The 15232-nt window shown below is 64.0% G+C and carries 14 protein-coding genes; 10 read left to right on the forward strand and 4 right to left on the reverse strand.

What is annotated here, in order from left to right; genetic code table 11:
- The first annotated feature begins 212 nt into the window (after positions 1-212).
- The 6 genes from CTR2_RS02980 to CTR2_RS03005 are packed head-to-tail and all read left to right on the forward strand — an operon-like array spanning position 213 to position 6712.
- Positions 213-932 carry a DUF969 domain-containing protein gene (locus CTR2_RS02980; protein WP_087085139.1) on the forward strand — a complete coding sequence of 240 codons (720 nt, stop codon included), beginning with the start codon at positions 213-215 and terminating at the stop codon, positions 930-932.
- Entirely contained in the window at positions 929-1882 is a 954-nt protein-coding gene (locus CTR2_RS02985; RefSeq protein WP_012836946.1) for a DUF979 domain-containing protein, read from the forward strand. The genes CTR2_RS02980 and CTR2_RS02985 overlap by 4 nt, the downstream gene beginning before the upstream one ends.
- Before the next feature lie 12 nt (positions 1883-1894).
- The gene (gene pcp, locus CTR2_RS02990; protein ID WP_087085138.1) at positions 1895-2557 is read left to right on the forward strand and encodes a pyroglutamyl-peptidase I; all 663 of its coding nucleotides are present in this window, start codon (positions 1895-1897) and stop codon (positions 2555-2557) included.
- Between the two features lie 20 nt (positions 2558-2577).
- Positions 2578-3345 (forward strand): LamB/YcsF family protein, encoded by a 768-nt coding sequence (locus CTR2_RS02995; protein ID WP_087085265.1) that lies wholly within the window; start codon positions 2578-2580, stop codon positions 3343-3345.
- A gap of 5 nt (positions 3346-3350) precedes the next feature.
- Complete coding sequence (locus tag CTR2_RS03000; protein WP_087085264.1) at positions 3351-4976, forward strand: 5-oxoprolinase subunit B/C family protein; 1626 nt, start codon at positions 3351-3353, stop codon at positions 4974-4976.
- A gap of 11 nt (positions 4977-4987) precedes the next feature.
- Positions 4988-6712 (forward strand): acetyl/propionyl/methylcrotonyl-CoA carboxylase subunit alpha, encoded by a 1725-nt coding sequence (locus CTR2_RS03005; RefSeq protein ID WP_087085137.1) that lies wholly within the window; start codon positions 4988-4990, stop codon positions 6710-6712.
- Between the two features lie 50 nt (positions 6713-6762).
- On the opposite strand, the gene CTR2_RS03010 is transcribed toward CTR2_RS03005, so the two are convergent.
- Positions 6763-7416: a TetR/AcrR family transcriptional regulator gene (locus CTR2_RS03010; RefSeq protein ID WP_087085263.1), complete on the reverse strand. Its 654-nt coding sequence runs from the start codon at positions 7414-7416 to the stop codon at positions 6763-6765.
- A gap of 244 nt (positions 7417-7660) precedes the next feature.
- Between CTR2_RS03010 and CTR2_RS03015 the strand changes: the two genes are divergently transcribed.
- From CTR2_RS03015 to CTR2_RS03030, 4 genes are all read left to right on the forward strand, one after another.
- A complete protein-coding gene (locus CTR2_RS03015; RefSeq protein ID WP_087085136.1) occupies positions 7661-8542 on the forward strand; it encodes a TauD/TfdA dioxygenase family protein in 882 nt (293 codons plus the stop codon).
- Positions 8524-9294 carry a class II aldolase/adducin family protein gene (locus tag CTR2_RS03020; RefSeq protein WP_087085135.1) on the forward strand — a complete coding sequence of 257 codons (771 nt, stop codon included), beginning with the start codon at positions 8524-8526 and terminating at the stop codon, positions 9292-9294. The genes CTR2_RS03015 and CTR2_RS03020 overlap by 19 nt, the downstream gene beginning before the upstream one ends.
- Positions 9295-9363: 69 nt before the next feature.
- Entirely contained in the window at positions 9364-10314 is a 951-nt protein-coding gene (locus CTR2_RS03025; RefSeq protein WP_087085134.1) for a 2-hydroxyacid dehydrogenase, read from the forward strand.
- Positions 10315-10417: 103 nt separating this feature from the next.
- On the forward strand, positions 10418-12901 hold the full coding sequence (locus CTR2_RS03030) for a heavy metal translocating P-type ATPase (protein ID WP_087085133.1): 2484 nt from the start codon (positions 10418-10420) through the stop codon (positions 12899-12901).
- A gap of 57 nt (positions 12902-12958) precedes the next feature.
- On the opposite strand, the gene CTR2_RS03035 is transcribed toward CTR2_RS03030, so the two are convergent.
- The 3 genes from CTR2_RS03035 to CTR2_RS03045 form a co-directional block, all read right to left on the reverse strand.
- A complete protein-coding gene (locus tag CTR2_RS03035) occupies positions 12959-13666 on the reverse strand; it encodes a riboflavin synthase subunit alpha (RefSeq protein ID WP_087085132.1) in 708 nt (235 codons plus the stop codon).
- A 207-nt stretch (positions 13667-13873) separates the two neighbouring features.
- Positions 13874-14743: a FapA family protein gene (locus tag CTR2_RS03040; protein ID WP_238707597.1), complete on the reverse strand. Its 870-nt coding sequence runs from the start codon at positions 14741-14743 to the stop codon at positions 13874-13876.
- Positions 14744-14886: 143 nt separating this feature from the next.
- Entirely contained in the window at positions 14887-15066 is a 180-nt protein-coding gene (locus CTR2_RS03045; protein ID WP_012836954.1) for a hypothetical protein, read from the reverse strand.
- Positions 15067-15232 lie beyond the last annotated feature (166 nt).

Here is a 15232-nt window from a genome sequence, read left to right on the forward strand (position 1 = left end):
GGTTTGCTCTATTACAAAGTCTATTTGTTCTGCAAACAATTTCATTTGTGGAATCAATCTAAATAGATTGTTCAACAATTCGAGGAATGAAGCAGGTCTAAAGCAGAGCTGCCCAGCCTTCCTCAAAAGAGCTGGGCGGGTTGCTGAGAGCGTTCCCGTCTTTGGTAGAGCCCGCCGCGCAGCGGATCAGGGCGTGATTTCCGGAGGCTTCCATGCCTGTAGACGTAAACCTGTGGCCGCTGATCGGCGTGCTCATCATCATTGCCGGCTTCGCGCTGCGCTTTAACCCCATGCTGGTGGTCATCGTGACCGCCATCGGCACCGCCTTTGCGGCGGGCTTTCCGGTGGACAAGGTTCTGGCCGCCATCGGGACCGGGTTCATCAAGACCCGCAATCTGCCGCTCATCATCTTGCTGCCGCTGGCCGTGATCGGCCTGCTGGAGCGCCATGGCCTGCGTCAGCATGCGCAGAACTGGATTAGCTCCATCAAGTCGGCCACAGCCGGCCGCCTGCTGATCGTCTACCTGGCAGCGCGTCAGCTCACGGCAGCCATCGGCCTGACCAGCCTCGGCGGGCATCCCCAGATGGTGCGTCCGCTGCTGGCTCCCATGGCCGAAGGCGCGACGGAAAACCGCTACGGCAAGCTGTCGGGCAAGGTGCGCGAGAAGCTGCGTGCCATGTCGGCTGCCACGGACAACGTGGGCCTGTTCTTTGGTGAAGACATCTTTGTGGCCTTCGGCGCAATCGTGCTGATGACCACCTTCCTGAAGGAGGCGGGCATCGAGGTCGAGCCGATCCATGTCGCGCTGTGGGGCATCCCCACGGCCATCTCGGCATTTGCCATCCATGCCTTCCGCCTGCATCGCCTGGACAAGCAGCTGGCGCGTGAAATTGCTGCGGAAAAGAAATCTGCCCAGGGAGAACAGGCATGACCATCACCATTCAATACCTGTACTACCTCGTCGGCCTGGTGCTGGCGGTGACGGCCGTGATGACGCTGCGCGACGGCAGCAACCCGCGCCGTTTCTCGGCAGGCCTGTTCTGGGCGCTGTACGCGCTGGTGTTCCTCGTCGGTGATCTGCTGCCGCCCGTATGGGTGGGGGCGGTCGCGGTCGTCATGGCCCTGATTGCCGGCTTCGGCGGCGTGATGGGTGGCAAGCATCAGCCGCGCACCGATGCGCAGTACCTGGAAAGTGCCAAGCGCCTGGGCAACAAGCTGTTCGTGCCGGCGCTGGCCATCCCGCTGATCACCATGGTGGGCACGCTGTCGGCCAAGCATCTGGTCTTTGGCGGCACTCCCCTGATCGATCCCAAGAACAGCACGCTGGTCAGTCTGGGCATCGGCTGCGTGATTGCGCTGGTGCTGGCCTGCAAGATGACACGCGAGACCCCCGTGCAGGGCCTGCGCGAGTCGCACCGCCTGATCGATGCACTGGGCTGGGCCCTGGTGCTGCCGCAGATGCTGGGCATGCTGGGTCTGGTGTTCTCGGATGCCGGCGTGGGCAAGGCCGTGGCCTATGTGACCACCACCTACATCAACATGGATGTGCGCTTTGTGGCCGTGGCCGTGTACGTGATCGGCATGGCGCTGTTCACCGTCATCATGGGCAATGGCTTTGCAGCCTTTCCGGTGATGACCGGCGGTGTGGGCGTGCCCGTGCTGGTTGGCGTCTACCATGGTGACCCGGCCGTGATGGCGGCGGTCGGCATGTTGTCGGGCTATTGCGGCACCTTGCTCACGCCCATGGCGGCCAACTTCAACCTGGTGCCCGCAGCACTGCTGGAAATTGACAAGAATGCCGTCATCCGTGCGCAGGTTCCCACGGCCATCACGCTGCTGATCGTCAATGTGTTCCTGCTCAACTTCCTGATGTTCCGTTAAGAGAGAGTTGCCATGACTGAGGCTGCCCACCGAATCCTGCTGACCGGCTTCGAGCCCTTCGACAAAGATAGCGTCAACCCCTCATGGGAGGTGGCGCGCGCGCTGGACGGCGAGCTGATTGCGGACGGTGTGGTGCATGCCGTGCAACTACCCTGCGTGTTCGGCGCGGCCATGGTGGCGCTCGACGAGGCGCTGACCAGGCTGCAGCCCACGCTCATCATCAGCCTGGGACTGGCCGGCGGGCGCTCGGAAATCACGCCGGAGCGCGTGGCCATCAATATCGACGATGCCCGCATTCCCGACAACGCGGGCCATCAGCCCGTCGATCAGTCCGTGGTGCGCGATGCGCCCGCGGCCTACTTCTCGACCCTGCCCATCAAGGCCATGGTTCGCCATCTGCGGGACGCGGGCATTCCGGCTTCGGTATCGAACACGGCCGGCACTTTTGTCTGCAACCATGTGTTCTATGCCTTGATGCACAGGCTGTCTCGCCGTGCGGGCCCCGGCGTGCGCGGCGGCTTTATTCACATACCCGCGCTGCCGCAGCAGGCGGCACGCCAGCCCGGCATGGCCAGCATGGCGCTGGACACACAGATTCAGGGCATACGCACAGCCATTCATACGGCCATGACGGTGCAGCAGGATTTGCTGGAAAACGCAGGTCAGCTGCATTGAGGCTGACCGGGAGACGAATGATGAAAATGGATTTGAACAGCGATCTGGGCGAGAGCTTCGGCGCCTGGCGCATGGGCGACGATGCGGCCATGCTGGACATCGTCAGCAGCGCCAATGTGGCTTGCGGCTTTCATGCCGGCGACCCGGCCGGGATGCTGACCACGCTCAGGGCTGCCAAGGCGCGCGGCGTGGTTGTCGGCGCACATGTGGCCTACCGCGACCTGTCGGGTTTCGGGCGTCGCAACATGGATGTGGCCAGCGGCGATCTGGTGGCCGACGTGATCTACCAGATCGGCGCTTTGCAAGGACTGGCGCAGGCAGCCGGCACCAGCGTCCAGTACGTCAAGCCGCACGGCGCGCTCTACAACACCATTGCCCAGGACAAGCGTCAGGCCATGGATGTGATCAATGCCATCAAGGCCATCAATCCCAGCCTGGTGCTGATGGCGCTGGCAGGTGCGCCCCTGATTGAATGGGCCCGCGATGCAGGCCTCTGCGTAGTGGCCGAAGCCTTTGCCGATCGCGGATACACGCCCGACGGCGCTCTGGTCTCGCGCCGCGAACCCGGCGCCGTGCTGCACGACGAAAACCTGATCGCCCAGCGCATGCTGACCCTGGTGCGCGAGGGAGTGATCGAGGCCGTGGACGGCAGCCTGGTGCGCGTGGAGGCAGACTCCATCTGCGTGCACGGCGACAGTCCCGGTGCCGTGGCCATTGCGCGCAACATCCGCCAGCGTTTCGAGCAGGAGGGCGTGCAGATCACCTCCTTTGTGGAAACAGCGCCATGAGCACCATGCGCTTTTTGCCCGTCAACCGCCAGGCCATTCTGGTGGAGTTGGCCGATCTGCAGCAGACGCTGGTGCTGCTGGGTGCCTTGCAGGCCCAGCCCATAGAAGGCGTGCAGGAGCTGGTGCCTGCCGCGCGCACCATTCTTGTGCAGTTCGCGCCCCATATCATCGGCGCAGCGCAACTGGTGAGGCGCATTGCCGACTGCGATCTCAGCGGCAGCGTGCAGCGCTCGGATGTACTGGTGCAGATTCCCGTGCGCTATGACGGAGAAGATCTCGCTGAAGTCGCGCAGATACTGGGCATAACGGCCGAGGAAGTGGTGCGCCGCCACACCGGCAGCGAATGGTCGGTAGCCTTTACCGGTTTTGCGCCGGGCTTTGCCTATCTGAGCGGCGGGGACCCCATCTTCAACGTGCCACGCCGTGCCACGCCGCGAACCAAGGTTCCGGCCGGTGCGGTGGCGCTGGCCGGAACCTTCAGCGCGGTCTATCCACAGGCCAGCCCCGGCGGCTGGCAGATCATCGGCGTGACCGACGCCGCGATGTGGGATCTGGCGCGCGATCTGCCGGCTTTGCTGCAGCCCGGCTACCGTGTGCAGTTTGTCGATGCTGCTACGCAAAAAGTAGCTTCTGACGATTTCCCTGATTCGATTTCAGATGGAAAAGCATCTGGGATCAAGAACGATCAGGCGCAAGCAGCTACGAGTTTCAATGGCTGCGCCTTGCGTGTACGCGCCACGGGTCTGCTCACGCTGTTCCAGGACATGGGTCGCCACGGCCAGGCCGGGCAGGGCGTTTCTGCCTCCGGTGCCATGGATCAGGCAGCGTTCAAGACGGCCAACCGGCTGGTCGGCAATGCCAGCCAGCTACCGGTGCTGGAGACGGTAGGTGGTGGCCTGTCGCTGCAAAGCGTAGGCGAGAACGTCGTTGCAGTGACGGGCGCGGATGCGCCCATCAGCATCACCACGGCCGACGGACGCCGCTGGTCTGCGCCGCGTTATGCCGCGATTGCGCTGGCCGATGGCGACACGCTGAGCCTTGCCCAGCCCGTGGCCGGTGCCCGCTGCTATGTGGCGGTGCGCGGCGGCTACGAAGTGGCTCCCGTGCTGGGCAGCGCTTCGACGGACACCCTGGCCCATGTCGGCCCGCCCGCCCTGCACAGCGGGCAGTTGCTGGCGGTGCTGCCGGCCGCCCATGCCGTGGTGGCCGAGTTTGCCCTGCCGGAGCAGGAACTGCCGGCCCCGGACGGCGAGGTGGTGCTGGATGTGGAACTGGGCCCGCGCACCGACTGGTTCACGCCCGAAGCCGTGGCCTTGCTGGCTGCCCAGCGCTGGCAGGTCACGCCCCAGTCCAACCGCGTGGGCTTGCGCCTTGCCGGCGAACAGGCGCTGACGCGCGCCGTGACCAGCGAGCTGCCCAGCGAAGGCACGCCGCTGGGGGCCATCCAGGTTCCTGCCAGCGGCCAGCCTGTACTGTTTCTGGCCGACCACCCCTTGACCGGCGGCTATCCCGTCATCGGCTGTGTGGCACCCCATCATCTGGACCTTGCGGGGCAGATTCCCGTAGGTGCCTGGATTCGTTTTAACCCCATCCGCGCCTTTGCAGAGCTGGTGCCTGCAAGCGCGCAATGAGGAGTGAGTTGATGAAAAAAGTTCTGATTGCCAATCGTGGCGAGATCGCCGTGCGCATCGCGCGAGCCTGCGCGGATTACGGAGTGAAGTCCGTCGCCGTCTATGCCGATGCCGATATCGATGCCCTGCATGTGCGCCGCGCCGATGAAGCCTACGGCCTCGATGGCGACAAGCCCGCCGACACCTATCTGAACATCGCCAAGCTGATTGCGATTGCAAAGCGTTCGGGCGCCGACGCCGTGCATCCCGGCTATGGCTTTCTGTCCGAGAGCGAAGCCTTTGCGCAGGCCGTGCTGGATGCGGGTCTGATCTGGATCGGTCCGCGTCCCGACACCATTGCCAAGCTGGGTGACAAGGTCGAGGCGCGCAAGATTGCGCTGCAGGTCGGAGCGCCGTTGGTGGCCGGCACGCCCGATCCCGTCAAGGATGCCGACGAAGTGCTGGCCTTTGCCCAGCAGCATGGCCTGCCCATCATCATCAAGGCTGCTTTTGGTGGCGGTGGCCGTGGCATGAAGATCGCCTGGCGCATGGACGAAGTGGCAGAGCTGTATGCCTCTGCCGTGCGCGAGGCCGTGACGGCTTTCGGCCGTGGCGAATGCTTTGTGGAACAGTTCCTCGACAAGCCGCGCCATATCGAAGCGCAGGTGATTGCCGACACGCATGGCAATGTGGTGGTGCTGGGTACGCGCGACTGCTCGCTGCAGCGCCGCAACCAGAAGCTGGTGGAAGAAGCGCCCGCACCCTTCATCACCGAGGCGCAGCGTGAGCGCATTCACAGTGCGGCCAAGGCTATCTGTGCGCAGGCAGGTTATATCAGCGCCGGAACCGTGGAATTTCTGCTCAGCGGCAATGGCGCCATCTCCTTCCTCGAGGTCAATACCCGCTTGCAGGTCGAGCACACCGTGACCGAGGAAACCACGGGCATCGATCTGGTGCAGGAGCAGCTGCGTGTGGCCGACGGCTTGCCGCTGTCTTTCACGCAGACTCCGCCGCCGCGCGCCCATTCCATCGAGTTCCGCATCAATGCCGAAGATGTGGGGCGCGGCTTTCTGCCCACACCGGGTCTGATCACGCGCTTTGCCCCTCCTTCGGGGCCGGGCGTGCGACTCGATTCCGGCGTCGAAACCGGCTCGGTGATCCCCGGCACGTTCGACTCCATGATGGCCAAGCTCATCGTCACCGGAGCCACGCGTGAGCAGGCCCTGGCCCGTGCGCGTCGCGCGCTGGCAGAGTTCCGCATCGAGGGCGTGGCTTCGGTGCTGCCCTTTCACAGGGCTGTGCTGAATCAGGCCGACTTTGTGGGGGCTAATGGCTTCAATGTCCACACCCGCTGGATCGAGACCGAGTTTGCCGAGCCGCTGGCAGCGGCTGCCCGTGCCGAGCCTGTGGCCGATACCAGCCTGCTGCGCACCGCCATCGAGATCGACGGCCGCCGCGTGCAAATGGGCCTGCCCGCCATGCTGCTGCAAGGTCTGTCTGCGCCGACGACGGGCGTGGCTCAGGCCGCCGTGCAGCAAAGCGTGGACCCTGACGCGGTCATCTCGCCGATTGCCGGCAATCTGCATGCCTGGAAGGTCGCCGATGGCGACGAGGTCAAGGAAGGCGATGTGATCGCCGTGATGGAAGCCATGAAAATGGAAATGCAGGTCTCGGCCCACAAGAGCGGTCGTGTCACATTGGCCGCGCAGGCAGGCACTGCGCAGACCTTGGGCGCCGTGATCGCGCATATCCGATAGGCTTGGCCAGCCCCGCTCGAAGCGCGACCCCTGTGTCGCGCTTTGTTTTTCTAGCCTCGCTTCACGCAGCTCATGGCCATGGCCACCAGTGCGTCGAGAAACTCGGGTGAGCGGGCCTGCTGCGGCACATCGTGCACGGCGCTGTGAATGATCTCGCGCAGGCCCTGGCCCAGCAGATAGGCAGTCAGTGGCAGGTTGTCGGTCTGCACCTGCGAGCCATGCATCTGCAGCAGTGGCAGCCAGGTGGTGTTGATGAATTCCTCCCGGCTGGGCTGCGGTGCATGCCACAGGCCCAGATGCAAGGCCGTGCGATAGCGCGCGTGGAACGCATGGCTGAGCTGATGCAGGCGCTGCTCGACCCGGATCATGTTCGCAAAGATCTGGCGCAATATGGCTTCGAGCGACAGGCCCTGTAACTGCTCGCGCATCTGGAAAAGCTGCTCGGATTCCTGATCGAGCAGGCGTTCATACACTGCCGCAATCATGGACTCCTTGTTGGGAAAGTATTGGTAGATGGAGCCCACGGCAGCACCCGACACCTCTGCAATGCGATTGACCGTGAGCGCGTCCTCGCCCTCTTTTTCGAGGAGACGCAAACAGGCTTCGGCAATGGCATCAACCAGCGCTCTGGAGCGTGCCTGCACAGGCTGTTTGCGCGGTTGCGGCAACTGGTCCTTGGGGCGTGGGGTGGTGGGCGCTTCCATGAAATGCAAGTCCTGTCTTCGGTTTACCTGTTGCTGTTGATTTTTGCTTTTTCCATCAATGACTTGCGACGTCTTTGAGGGAGCTGGAATGCGAGTGGAAAAACGCACTCCCTCTGCCTAGACTTTGTACCGGGCTGCTCACCATCCTAGCGTTAAGGAGCAGCCCGACAGAGCCTGGGGCAGACGCTGTGGAGGAGACAGAAGCGCTGCACTCGGGCAAGACATTGCATAGAGGAGAAAGCCCATGTCATCCCCCATCTCGGTTCAGATTCTCGGCCCGCGCATCGGTGCCGAAGTGCTGAAGCTGGACCTGGCAGACCCGTTGTCTGCGCAAACCTTGCAGGAGTTGGAAGCCGCCCTGCTCAGACATGAAGCACTGGTGCTGCATGTGCCCGATATGACGCCCGACCAGCATCTGGCGATTGCCCGGCATTTTGGCGAGGCCGAAGTCCATACCTTCTATCCCAATCTGGGCCAGGGCTATGAGCAGATCACAGTCATAGACTCCAAGCTCGGTGACCGCGCCGATATGTGGCACCACGACGAGAGCTTTCTGCCCAGTCCGCCCATCGTCACCATGACCCATGCGCGCATCCTGCCGCCCACGGGTGGAGATACCTGCTGGATCAGCATGACCAGTGCCTACGACGCGCTGTCGCCGGAGATGAAGCAGTACCTCGAGGGCCTCAGTGCCTGGCATGACATGAACGCGCCCATGACGGCAGCGCTGCAGCATGGAATCTGCACGCATGAGCGCTATGTGGAAGTGGTCGCGCAAAACCGTCGCCAGTTGCACCCCTTGGTGCGAGTGCATCCGCTCACGGGACGCAAGGCGCTCTATGTCAGTCCCACCTATGTCACGCATATAGATGGTCTGCCACAGGCCGAAAGCCGTGCCATCCTGGCCTATCTGCATGCGCACTGCATGCAGGTGGAGTTCCTGTTCAAGCACCGCTGGGTACTGGGCGATATGGTGATCTGGGACAACCGCAGCGTGGTGCACAACGCCATCATGGACTATGCGCCGCACCAGCGCCGCATGCACCGTGCATCGGTGTTTGCACGCCAGGGCGCTGTCGCCCGGAAGCACAACGAACAGGAGGCAGCATGCGCCATGACGGACTGAACCGGGAACTGCTGTCCAGATACGCGCCGCGCCCGGGCCGCAAGCCACTGCTGCCCGCGCTAAGTGATCGCCAGCAGCTTGCGCTGCTGTGCCGCGTGCTCTCGCGCGAAGGCTATAACGACCATATCGCGGGCCACATCACGCTGCGCCTGGATGACGGCAGCTATCTGGCCAATCCCTGGGAGCTGACCTGGAGCGAGCTGACGGCTTCGGACATCCTGCGGCTGGATGCACAAGGCCAGATGATCGAGGGCGAGTGGAATATCACTCCGGCCATCCGGCTGCACATGGACGTGCATGAAAAGCGCCACGATGTGCGCGTGGTCATCCACAACCATCCCGAATGGAGCTCGGTCTGGTCGGCCACGGGCAAGGTGCCGCCGGTCTATGACCAGACCTCTGCCCTGGTTGATACCGATCCCGTGGTCTATGACGAATACCGGGGCACGGTGGAGCAGCGTGAGCTGGGCAATGCCGTAGCCAGCGCACTGGGCCAGAGCAAATGGGCACTGCTGGCCAATCATGGTGCACTGGTGGTGGGCGAGAACCTGCGCCAGGCGCATCTGCGTGCCATCACGCTGGAGTGGCGCTGCCGCCTGGCCTGGCGGGTACAGGCGCTCGGTGGCGGCACCCCCTTGAGCGATGCCGTGATCCAGGCGACCGGAGCGCGCACCGACCTCAACGGCTTTCCCTTTCTCTGGGAGGCCATGTGCCGCGAGGAAATCCGCCGCGATTCCCGCGTGCTGGACTAGGCCCGCTCTGGCTTCCCGCCCGCTGCGAGCGGGAAGCGAAGACTGCATCGATCTGCCGAAAGCTCTCTTATGTCCATTCATGAATCACCGCTCCCGAAGCGTCCTCGGCTGCTGCTGCACACGGCGCTGACGCCAGCCATGCGCAAGAGACTGCAGCTGCAGTTCGAGCTGCTTGAGGCCGCTGCGCTTGATAGCTCCCGCAGCAGCTCGCTGTCCGGCCAGGTGCGCGCCATGCTGTGCAATGCGCAGTCCGTCATCGGTAGCGAGCAGTTGCTGCAGTGGCCTGCACTGGAGCTGATTGTGGTCATGGGCGTGGGTATGGACGGCATCGATCTCGACGCCGCAGAGCAGATGGGCATCAAGGTGCGCAACACGCCAGCTATCTCCGCCGAAGATATCGCCGATCACACGCTGGCTTTGCTGCTGGCTGCCGCGCGTGAGATTGTGCAGGCCCATGAGTTTGTGCGACACGGTCGCTGGCTGCGGGGACGGTATCCACCCACCTTGCGCTTTTCGGGGCAGCGCATGGGCATCGTCGGCCTGGGGCGCATCGGCCGTGCTGTGGCCAGGCGGTCGCAGGCCTTTGATATGTCGATTGCCTATACGGGGCGCGCTCCCAAGAACGATGTGCCCTACCGCTGGTGTGACAGTGTGCTGGAGCTGGCCGCAGATGTGGATTTTCTCGTGGTCTGCGCCGGCGGCGGTCCTGAAACCCGAGGCCTGATCAATGCCGAAGTGCTGCAGGCACTGGGCCCGCAGGGCGTGCTGGTGAATGTGGGGCGTGGCTCCATCGTGGATGAAAAAGCGCTTCAGCAGGCGTTGCAGGAACGCACGATTGCGGCTGCGGCACTTGATGTGTTCGTGCATGAGCCGCAAGTCTCCGAAGCCTTGATGGATCTGCCCAATACGGTGCTGACACCGCACATGGCAAGTTCCACACGGCATGGCCTGCAGGCCATGCTTGCGCAGGCCGAGGCGTACCTGCTGGAGCATTTCGGACTGCCCGAAATCACAGATTGAACCGCCGCAGGTTTGCACCCTTGCTGCAGAGGTTTTTGTGGGGTGCTTGACCTTTACATGATGTCAATCTCTACAGTGGCCTTCAACGTGAATGGAGAACGCGATGAATGCACTGACCAAAAGCGGAGCCTTTGAGCTGTCTGTCGAAGGAATGACCTGCGCATCCTGCGTGGGCCGGGTGGAGCGGGCGCTCAAGAAAGTGCCCGGTGTGCAGGAGGCCGTGGTGAATCTGGCCACGGAAAAAGCCAGCCTCACCGTGGCCGATCCGGCGCAGGCTGCGGCCATCCTGCCGCAGGCCGTGGCGGCGATTGAAAAGGCAGGCTATGCAGTGCCTGCGCAAAGCGTGGATCTGCAGGTGGGCGGCATGACCTGTGCGTCCTGCGTCGGCCGTGTGGAGCGTGCGCTCAAGAAAGTGCCCGGAGTGCAGGACGCGGTGGTGAATCTCGCGACCGAGCGCGCCAGCGTGCAACTGCAGGGCGACGTGGCGGTGGGCGCCCTGATCGCGGCGATTGAAAAGGCCGGCTATGAAGCGCAAGCCGTGCAGCGCAACGCTGCCACCACCGGCGAGGACGCCACGGCCCAGCGCCAGGCGCAGGAGCGCGAATCGCTCAAGCGTTCCCTGATCTTTGCGACCCTGTTCGCACTGCCCGTGTTTCTGCTGGAGATGGGCGGTCACATGGTGCCCGCGTTTCACCACTGGATTGCAGGCAGCATCGGCACGCAGAACAGCTGGTACATCCAGTTCGCGCTGACGGCCGTGGTGCTGTTCGGGCCGGGCCGGCGCTTCTTCGAGAAAGGCGTGCCCGCCCTGCTGCGCGCTGCGCCCGATATGAATTCTCTGGTCGCGGTAGGCACCTCGGCGGCATTCGCCTATTCGGTGGTCGCGACCTTTGTGCCGCAATGGCTGCCCGCAGGCACCGTGAATGTGTACTTCGAAGCCGCGGCCGTCATCGTCGCGCTGATCCTGCTGGGCCGCTTTCTGGAGGCCCGTGCCAAGGGCAATACCTCGGAGGCCATTCGCCGCCTGGTGCAGTTGCAGGCCAAGACCGCGCGCGTGCGCAAGGGCGGCCTGGTGCAGGAAATCGACATTGCCCAGGTGCGTGCCGGCGACCTGATCGAAGTGCGCCCCGGCGAGCGTATTCCCGTCGATGGAGAGGTCATCGAAGGCCGCAGCTTTGTCGACGAATCCATGATCAGCGGCGAGCCCGTGCCCGTCGAGAAGGCCGAGGGCGCCGAAGTGGTGGGCGGCACAGTCAATCAGAATGGCGCGCTGGCTTTCAGAGCCACCAAGGTGGGCGCCGATACGCTGCTGGCGCAGATCATCCGCATGGTGGAGCAGGCCCAGGGCAGCAAGCTGCCGATCCAGGCGCTGGTGGACAAGATCACCATGTGGTTTGTGCCGGCCGTCATGGCGGCGGCCCTGCTGACTTTTGTGATCTGGCTGATCTGGGGCCCCGATCCTGCGCTGAGCTTTGCCCTGGTCAATGCCGTGGCCGTGCTCATCATTGCCTGCCCCTGCGCCATGGGCCTGGCCACGCCGACTTCCATCATGGTGGGAACCGGGCGTGCCGCGCAAATGGGAGTGTTGCTGCGCAAGGGCGAGGCACTGCAGCAGCTCAAGGATGCCAGGGTGGTGGCGGTGGACAAGACCGGCACGCTGACCCGTGGCCGTCCCGAACTCACCGACCTGGTGCTGGCCGACGGCTTCGAGCGCGCTGCCGTGCTGGCGCAGGTGGCTGCCGTGGAAGACCGCAGCGAGCATCCGATTGCGCGCGCCATTGCCGATGCGGCCAAGGCCGAGGGGCTGGAGGTTCCGGCTATCAGCGACTTCGCATCGGTGACCGGTTTCGGCGTGCGTGCCGTGGTGCTTGGCGATCAGGTGGAGATCGGTGCCGACCGGTTCATGCGCGAACTCGGTCTGAGCGTTGACGGTTTTGCGGCCGAGGCCGAGCGCCTGGGCAGTGAAGGCAAGACGCCGCTGTATGCCGCCATCGGCGGCAAGGTGGCAGCCATGATTGCCGTGGCCGATCCCATCAAACCCACCACCAAGCCCGCGATCGATGCCTTGCACGCTCTGGGCCTGAAGGTGGCCATGATTACCGGCGACAACCGCCACACGGCCGAGGCGATCGCCAGGCAACTGGGCATTGACGAGGTGGTGGCAGAGGTCCTGCCCGGCGGCAAGGTCGAGAGCGTGAAGCGCCTCAAGGCCGAACATGGCACGCTGGCCTATGTGGGTGACGGCATCAACGACGCGCCGGCCCTGGCCGAGGCCGATGTGGGCATCGCCATAGGAACGGGCACCGATATCGCCATCGAGGCGGCCGATGTGGTGCTGATGTCGGGCGATCTCTCGGGCGTGCCGAATGCGATTGCGCTGTCCAAGGCCACCATGAAGAACATTGGCGAGAACCTGTTCTGGGCCTTTGCCTACAACGTGGCGCTGATACCGGTGGCGGCAGGTCTGCTCTATCCGTTCAACGGCATGCTGCTGTCGCCGGTGTTTGCGGCTGGAGCCATGGCACTGTCCAGCGTATTCGTGCTCTCCAACGCGCTGCGGCTCAAGCGCTTCAAACCGGCTCTCTGAAAAGAGGGCATGGGGTAAGCGCCGGAAGACGTTCTGACGCTTGCCCCGTACCTGGGGCTATTGCTTGGGCAGTTGCGGCACATCCACAAAATCGTCCAGGCTCAGACCTTTTTCCTGCAGCAGGGCTTCGAGCACGGGTTTGAGCCGGCCCAGGCTGGCTTCCACGGTCTCGCGCACGGTATCGACCACCACTTGGGTGCTGCGCTCGATCTCGATATTGACCAGATCGCCAACCTTCTTGTCGCCGAACACCGTCATGCGCAGGGTTTCGGGAATCAGCCAGACCTCGAACCAGCCCTCCTTGCGATTCACCTCGGCCACCGTCAGGCTGGCGCCGTTGACGGCGATATAGCCCTTGGCAAACACATAGGGGCGGAAGGCCTCGGGAATGCCGAAGCGGATCTTGTGATTGGTCTCGGTCTGCATCACCTCCAGCAGCGGCGCCATGAAGTCCACATGGCCCGACAAGGGGTGGCCGCCAATCTCGGCACCGTCCTTGGCGGCGCGCTCCACATTGAGCGTGTCGCCGGCCTTGCAGCTGCCCAGCGTGGTGATGTTCAGGCTTTGCAGCATCACATCAAAGCTGGCGCTGGTAGGCGAGAGGTTTTCGGTCACCGTCAGGCAGACGCCGTCATGCGAGACGCTGGCGCCAATGGCCAGGTCCTGGCAGAAGCCTTCGGGGAACTCCATGATGAAGGTGCGCAGGCCGTCCTGGTCGCGCAGCGCGGCAATCTTTGCCACGGCCTGAATGATGCCGGTAAACACGGGGCAGACTCTCTTATCAACAGGCGGACGCCGGGCGCCGACCTTGGGTCAAAAAAGCTATTTTGCCTGTGTTCCGCAGAGTGCGGCAAAGCGTCTGCTGCACTGTGAGAAGGGCCGCTTGCTCAGGGACACCGAGGAAGGGCCGCCCCGCACCGAGGGTGTCGTCCCCCTCCGGCGTAGCCAGAGAGGGGGAGGGCGCGAAGCGCCTCAGGGGGTGAGCGCCGCATTTTCCCAGAAGCCGCTGATCAGCGCCTCGGGCTTTTTGAGCGCGCGCACCCAGGCGCAGTCGGGCCAGGCCTGCATCTGCACATTCATGCCGGCAAACACGCCGTAGCCCGGGCCGGCCGCGATCTCGCCATCGGCCTGCAGGGTCTCGCCGCTGCGGATGCTGCAAGCCGCGCGGATATCGCCCTGGGCCTTGATGCCCCAGCCGGCCTGAATATGGTTGCCGCACAGAATGCCGTCGTTGCCGGCAATGCCATGGCCTACATCGAGCAGGCCCTGCACCTCGATGGCGCCGCCCGCCTTCAGGCCCTTGCCGCAGTGCATATCGCCTTGCACCTGCACTTCCTGGCCGATATGGGCATTGCCCTTGAGCTTCACATGGCTGCCGCCGCGCAGCTCCCAGCCGCAGCGCAGGTCTTCGGCGCGCACCTCGCCCTCGACTTCCACGCTCCAGGCCGCCTTGATGCTGCCGCCGGCCTGGAGCAATTCACCGGCAAAGATGGCGCCGCCGCATTGAATTTCCTCGCCCGCTTCCAGCTTGCCCGCGCGTATGCCGCCGCCCGTCTGCAGGCTGCGGCCTACCAGCAGCTGGCCGGGGACGCGCACATCGCCATGCACGATCAGGGTGCCGGCATAGACAAAGTTGTCGGCCTCCAGGTGCTCGAGCTCCAGCACGCTGTTGGTGGAGCCGAAGTTCTCCAGCAGCCAGCGTGCATCCTCCACGCGGCCTGCGGCCACCTGGGTGTCCATGGCTGCCTGGTAGTCGCCGCCGGCCAGGTTGTTGCGCACAAACCAGCGGTAGCCCATGGCACATGGGTTTTTGCCGCGCAAGAAATTTTGAGTGAGTTCCATGTCCATGGCTGACCTCCGGAGCGTCCTTTGAGCAAGATGCGGTGCGCGTGACAGTACGGACGCCAAAGACGTGGACGTACCTCTCCCATGCACCAGGGAAATGCTGTTTGGGAAGGCCGTGCGGAGGAGGTGAGCTGTGTGCTTCAAGCCATCCGCACGGCGGCGGAAAGCATGGCCGTGACACCGCTCAGGCTCACGAATGCGGTGGGAATGCCATGGCGGCGTGTGTGCAGCGCACGCAGCACGCAGGCACGCGCGGGCAGCTCTGCGGCAAGGGCAGAGCGGCGCAGGCGGGCAGCGGTGGACAGGTGCAGGCAGGCCATGGGTAAGAAGATATCTGAGCCCCGATTATGCCGCGCGGCCCTGGCCGGTGCAGCTGGGCTCCCGTATCTCCGTGATTTCATGGCGCTGTGCATGGCCGGGCGCTGCGCAAGGGCCGCCCCGCAGCGTCGGTGCCGTCCCCCTCCGGCGAAGCCAGAGAGGGGGAAG

This window comes from Comamonas thiooxydans (assembly GCF_002157685.2).
Lineage (GTDB): Bacteria > Pseudomonadota > Gammaproteobacteria > Burkholderiales > Burkholderiaceae_C > Comamonas > Comamonas testosteroni_H.

Coding starts and splice junctions, on each gene's coding strand:
- CTR2_RS02980 (WP_087085139.1), top strand. CDS start 213: ATGCCTGTAGACGTAAACCTGTGGCCGCTGATCGGCGTGCTCATCATC.
- CTR2_RS02985 (WP_012836946.1), top strand. CDS start 929: ATGACCATCACCATTCAATACCTGTACTACCTCGTCGGCCTGGTGCTG.
- pcp (WP_087085138.1), top strand. CDS start 1,895: ATGACTGAGGCTGCCCACCGAATCCTGCTGACCGGCTTCGAGCCCTTC.
- CTR2_RS02995 (WP_087085265.1), top strand. CDS start 2,578: ATGAAAATGGATTTGAACAGCGATCTGGGCGAGAGCTTCGGCGCCTGG.
- CTR2_RS03000 (WP_087085264.1), top strand. CDS start 3,351: ATGCGCTTTTTGCCCGTCAACCGCCAGGCCATTCTGGTGGAGTTGGCC.
- CTR2_RS03005 (WP_087085137.1), top strand. CDS start 4,988: ATGAAAAAAGTTCTGATTGCCAATCGTGGCGAGATCGCCGTGCGCATC.
- CTR2_RS03010 (WP_087085263.1), bottom strand. CDS start 7,416: ATGGAAGCGCCCACCACCCCACGCCCCAAGGACCAGTTGCCGCAACCG.
- CTR2_RS03015 (WP_087085136.1), top strand. CDS start 7,661: ATGTCATCCCCCATCTCGGTTCAGATTCTCGGCCCGCGCATCGGTGCC.
- CTR2_RS03020 (WP_087085135.1), top strand. CDS start 8,524: ATGCGCCATGACGGACTGAACCGGGAACTGCTGTCCAGATACGCGCCG.
- CTR2_RS03025 (WP_087085134.1), top strand. CDS start 9,364: ATGTCCATTCATGAATCACCGCTCCCGAAGCGTCCTCGGCTGCTGCTG.
- CTR2_RS03030 (WP_087085133.1), top strand. CDS start 10,418: ATGAATGCACTGACCAAAAGCGGAGCCTTTGAGCTGTCTGTCGAAGGA.
- CTR2_RS03040 (WP_238707597.1), bottom strand. CDS start 14,743: ATGGAACTCACTCAAAATTTCTTGCGCGGCAAAAACCCATGTGCCATG.
- CTR2_RS03045 (WP_012836954.1), bottom strand. CDS start 15,066: ATGGCCTGCCTGCACCTGTCCACCGCTGCCCGCCTGCGCCGCTCTGCC.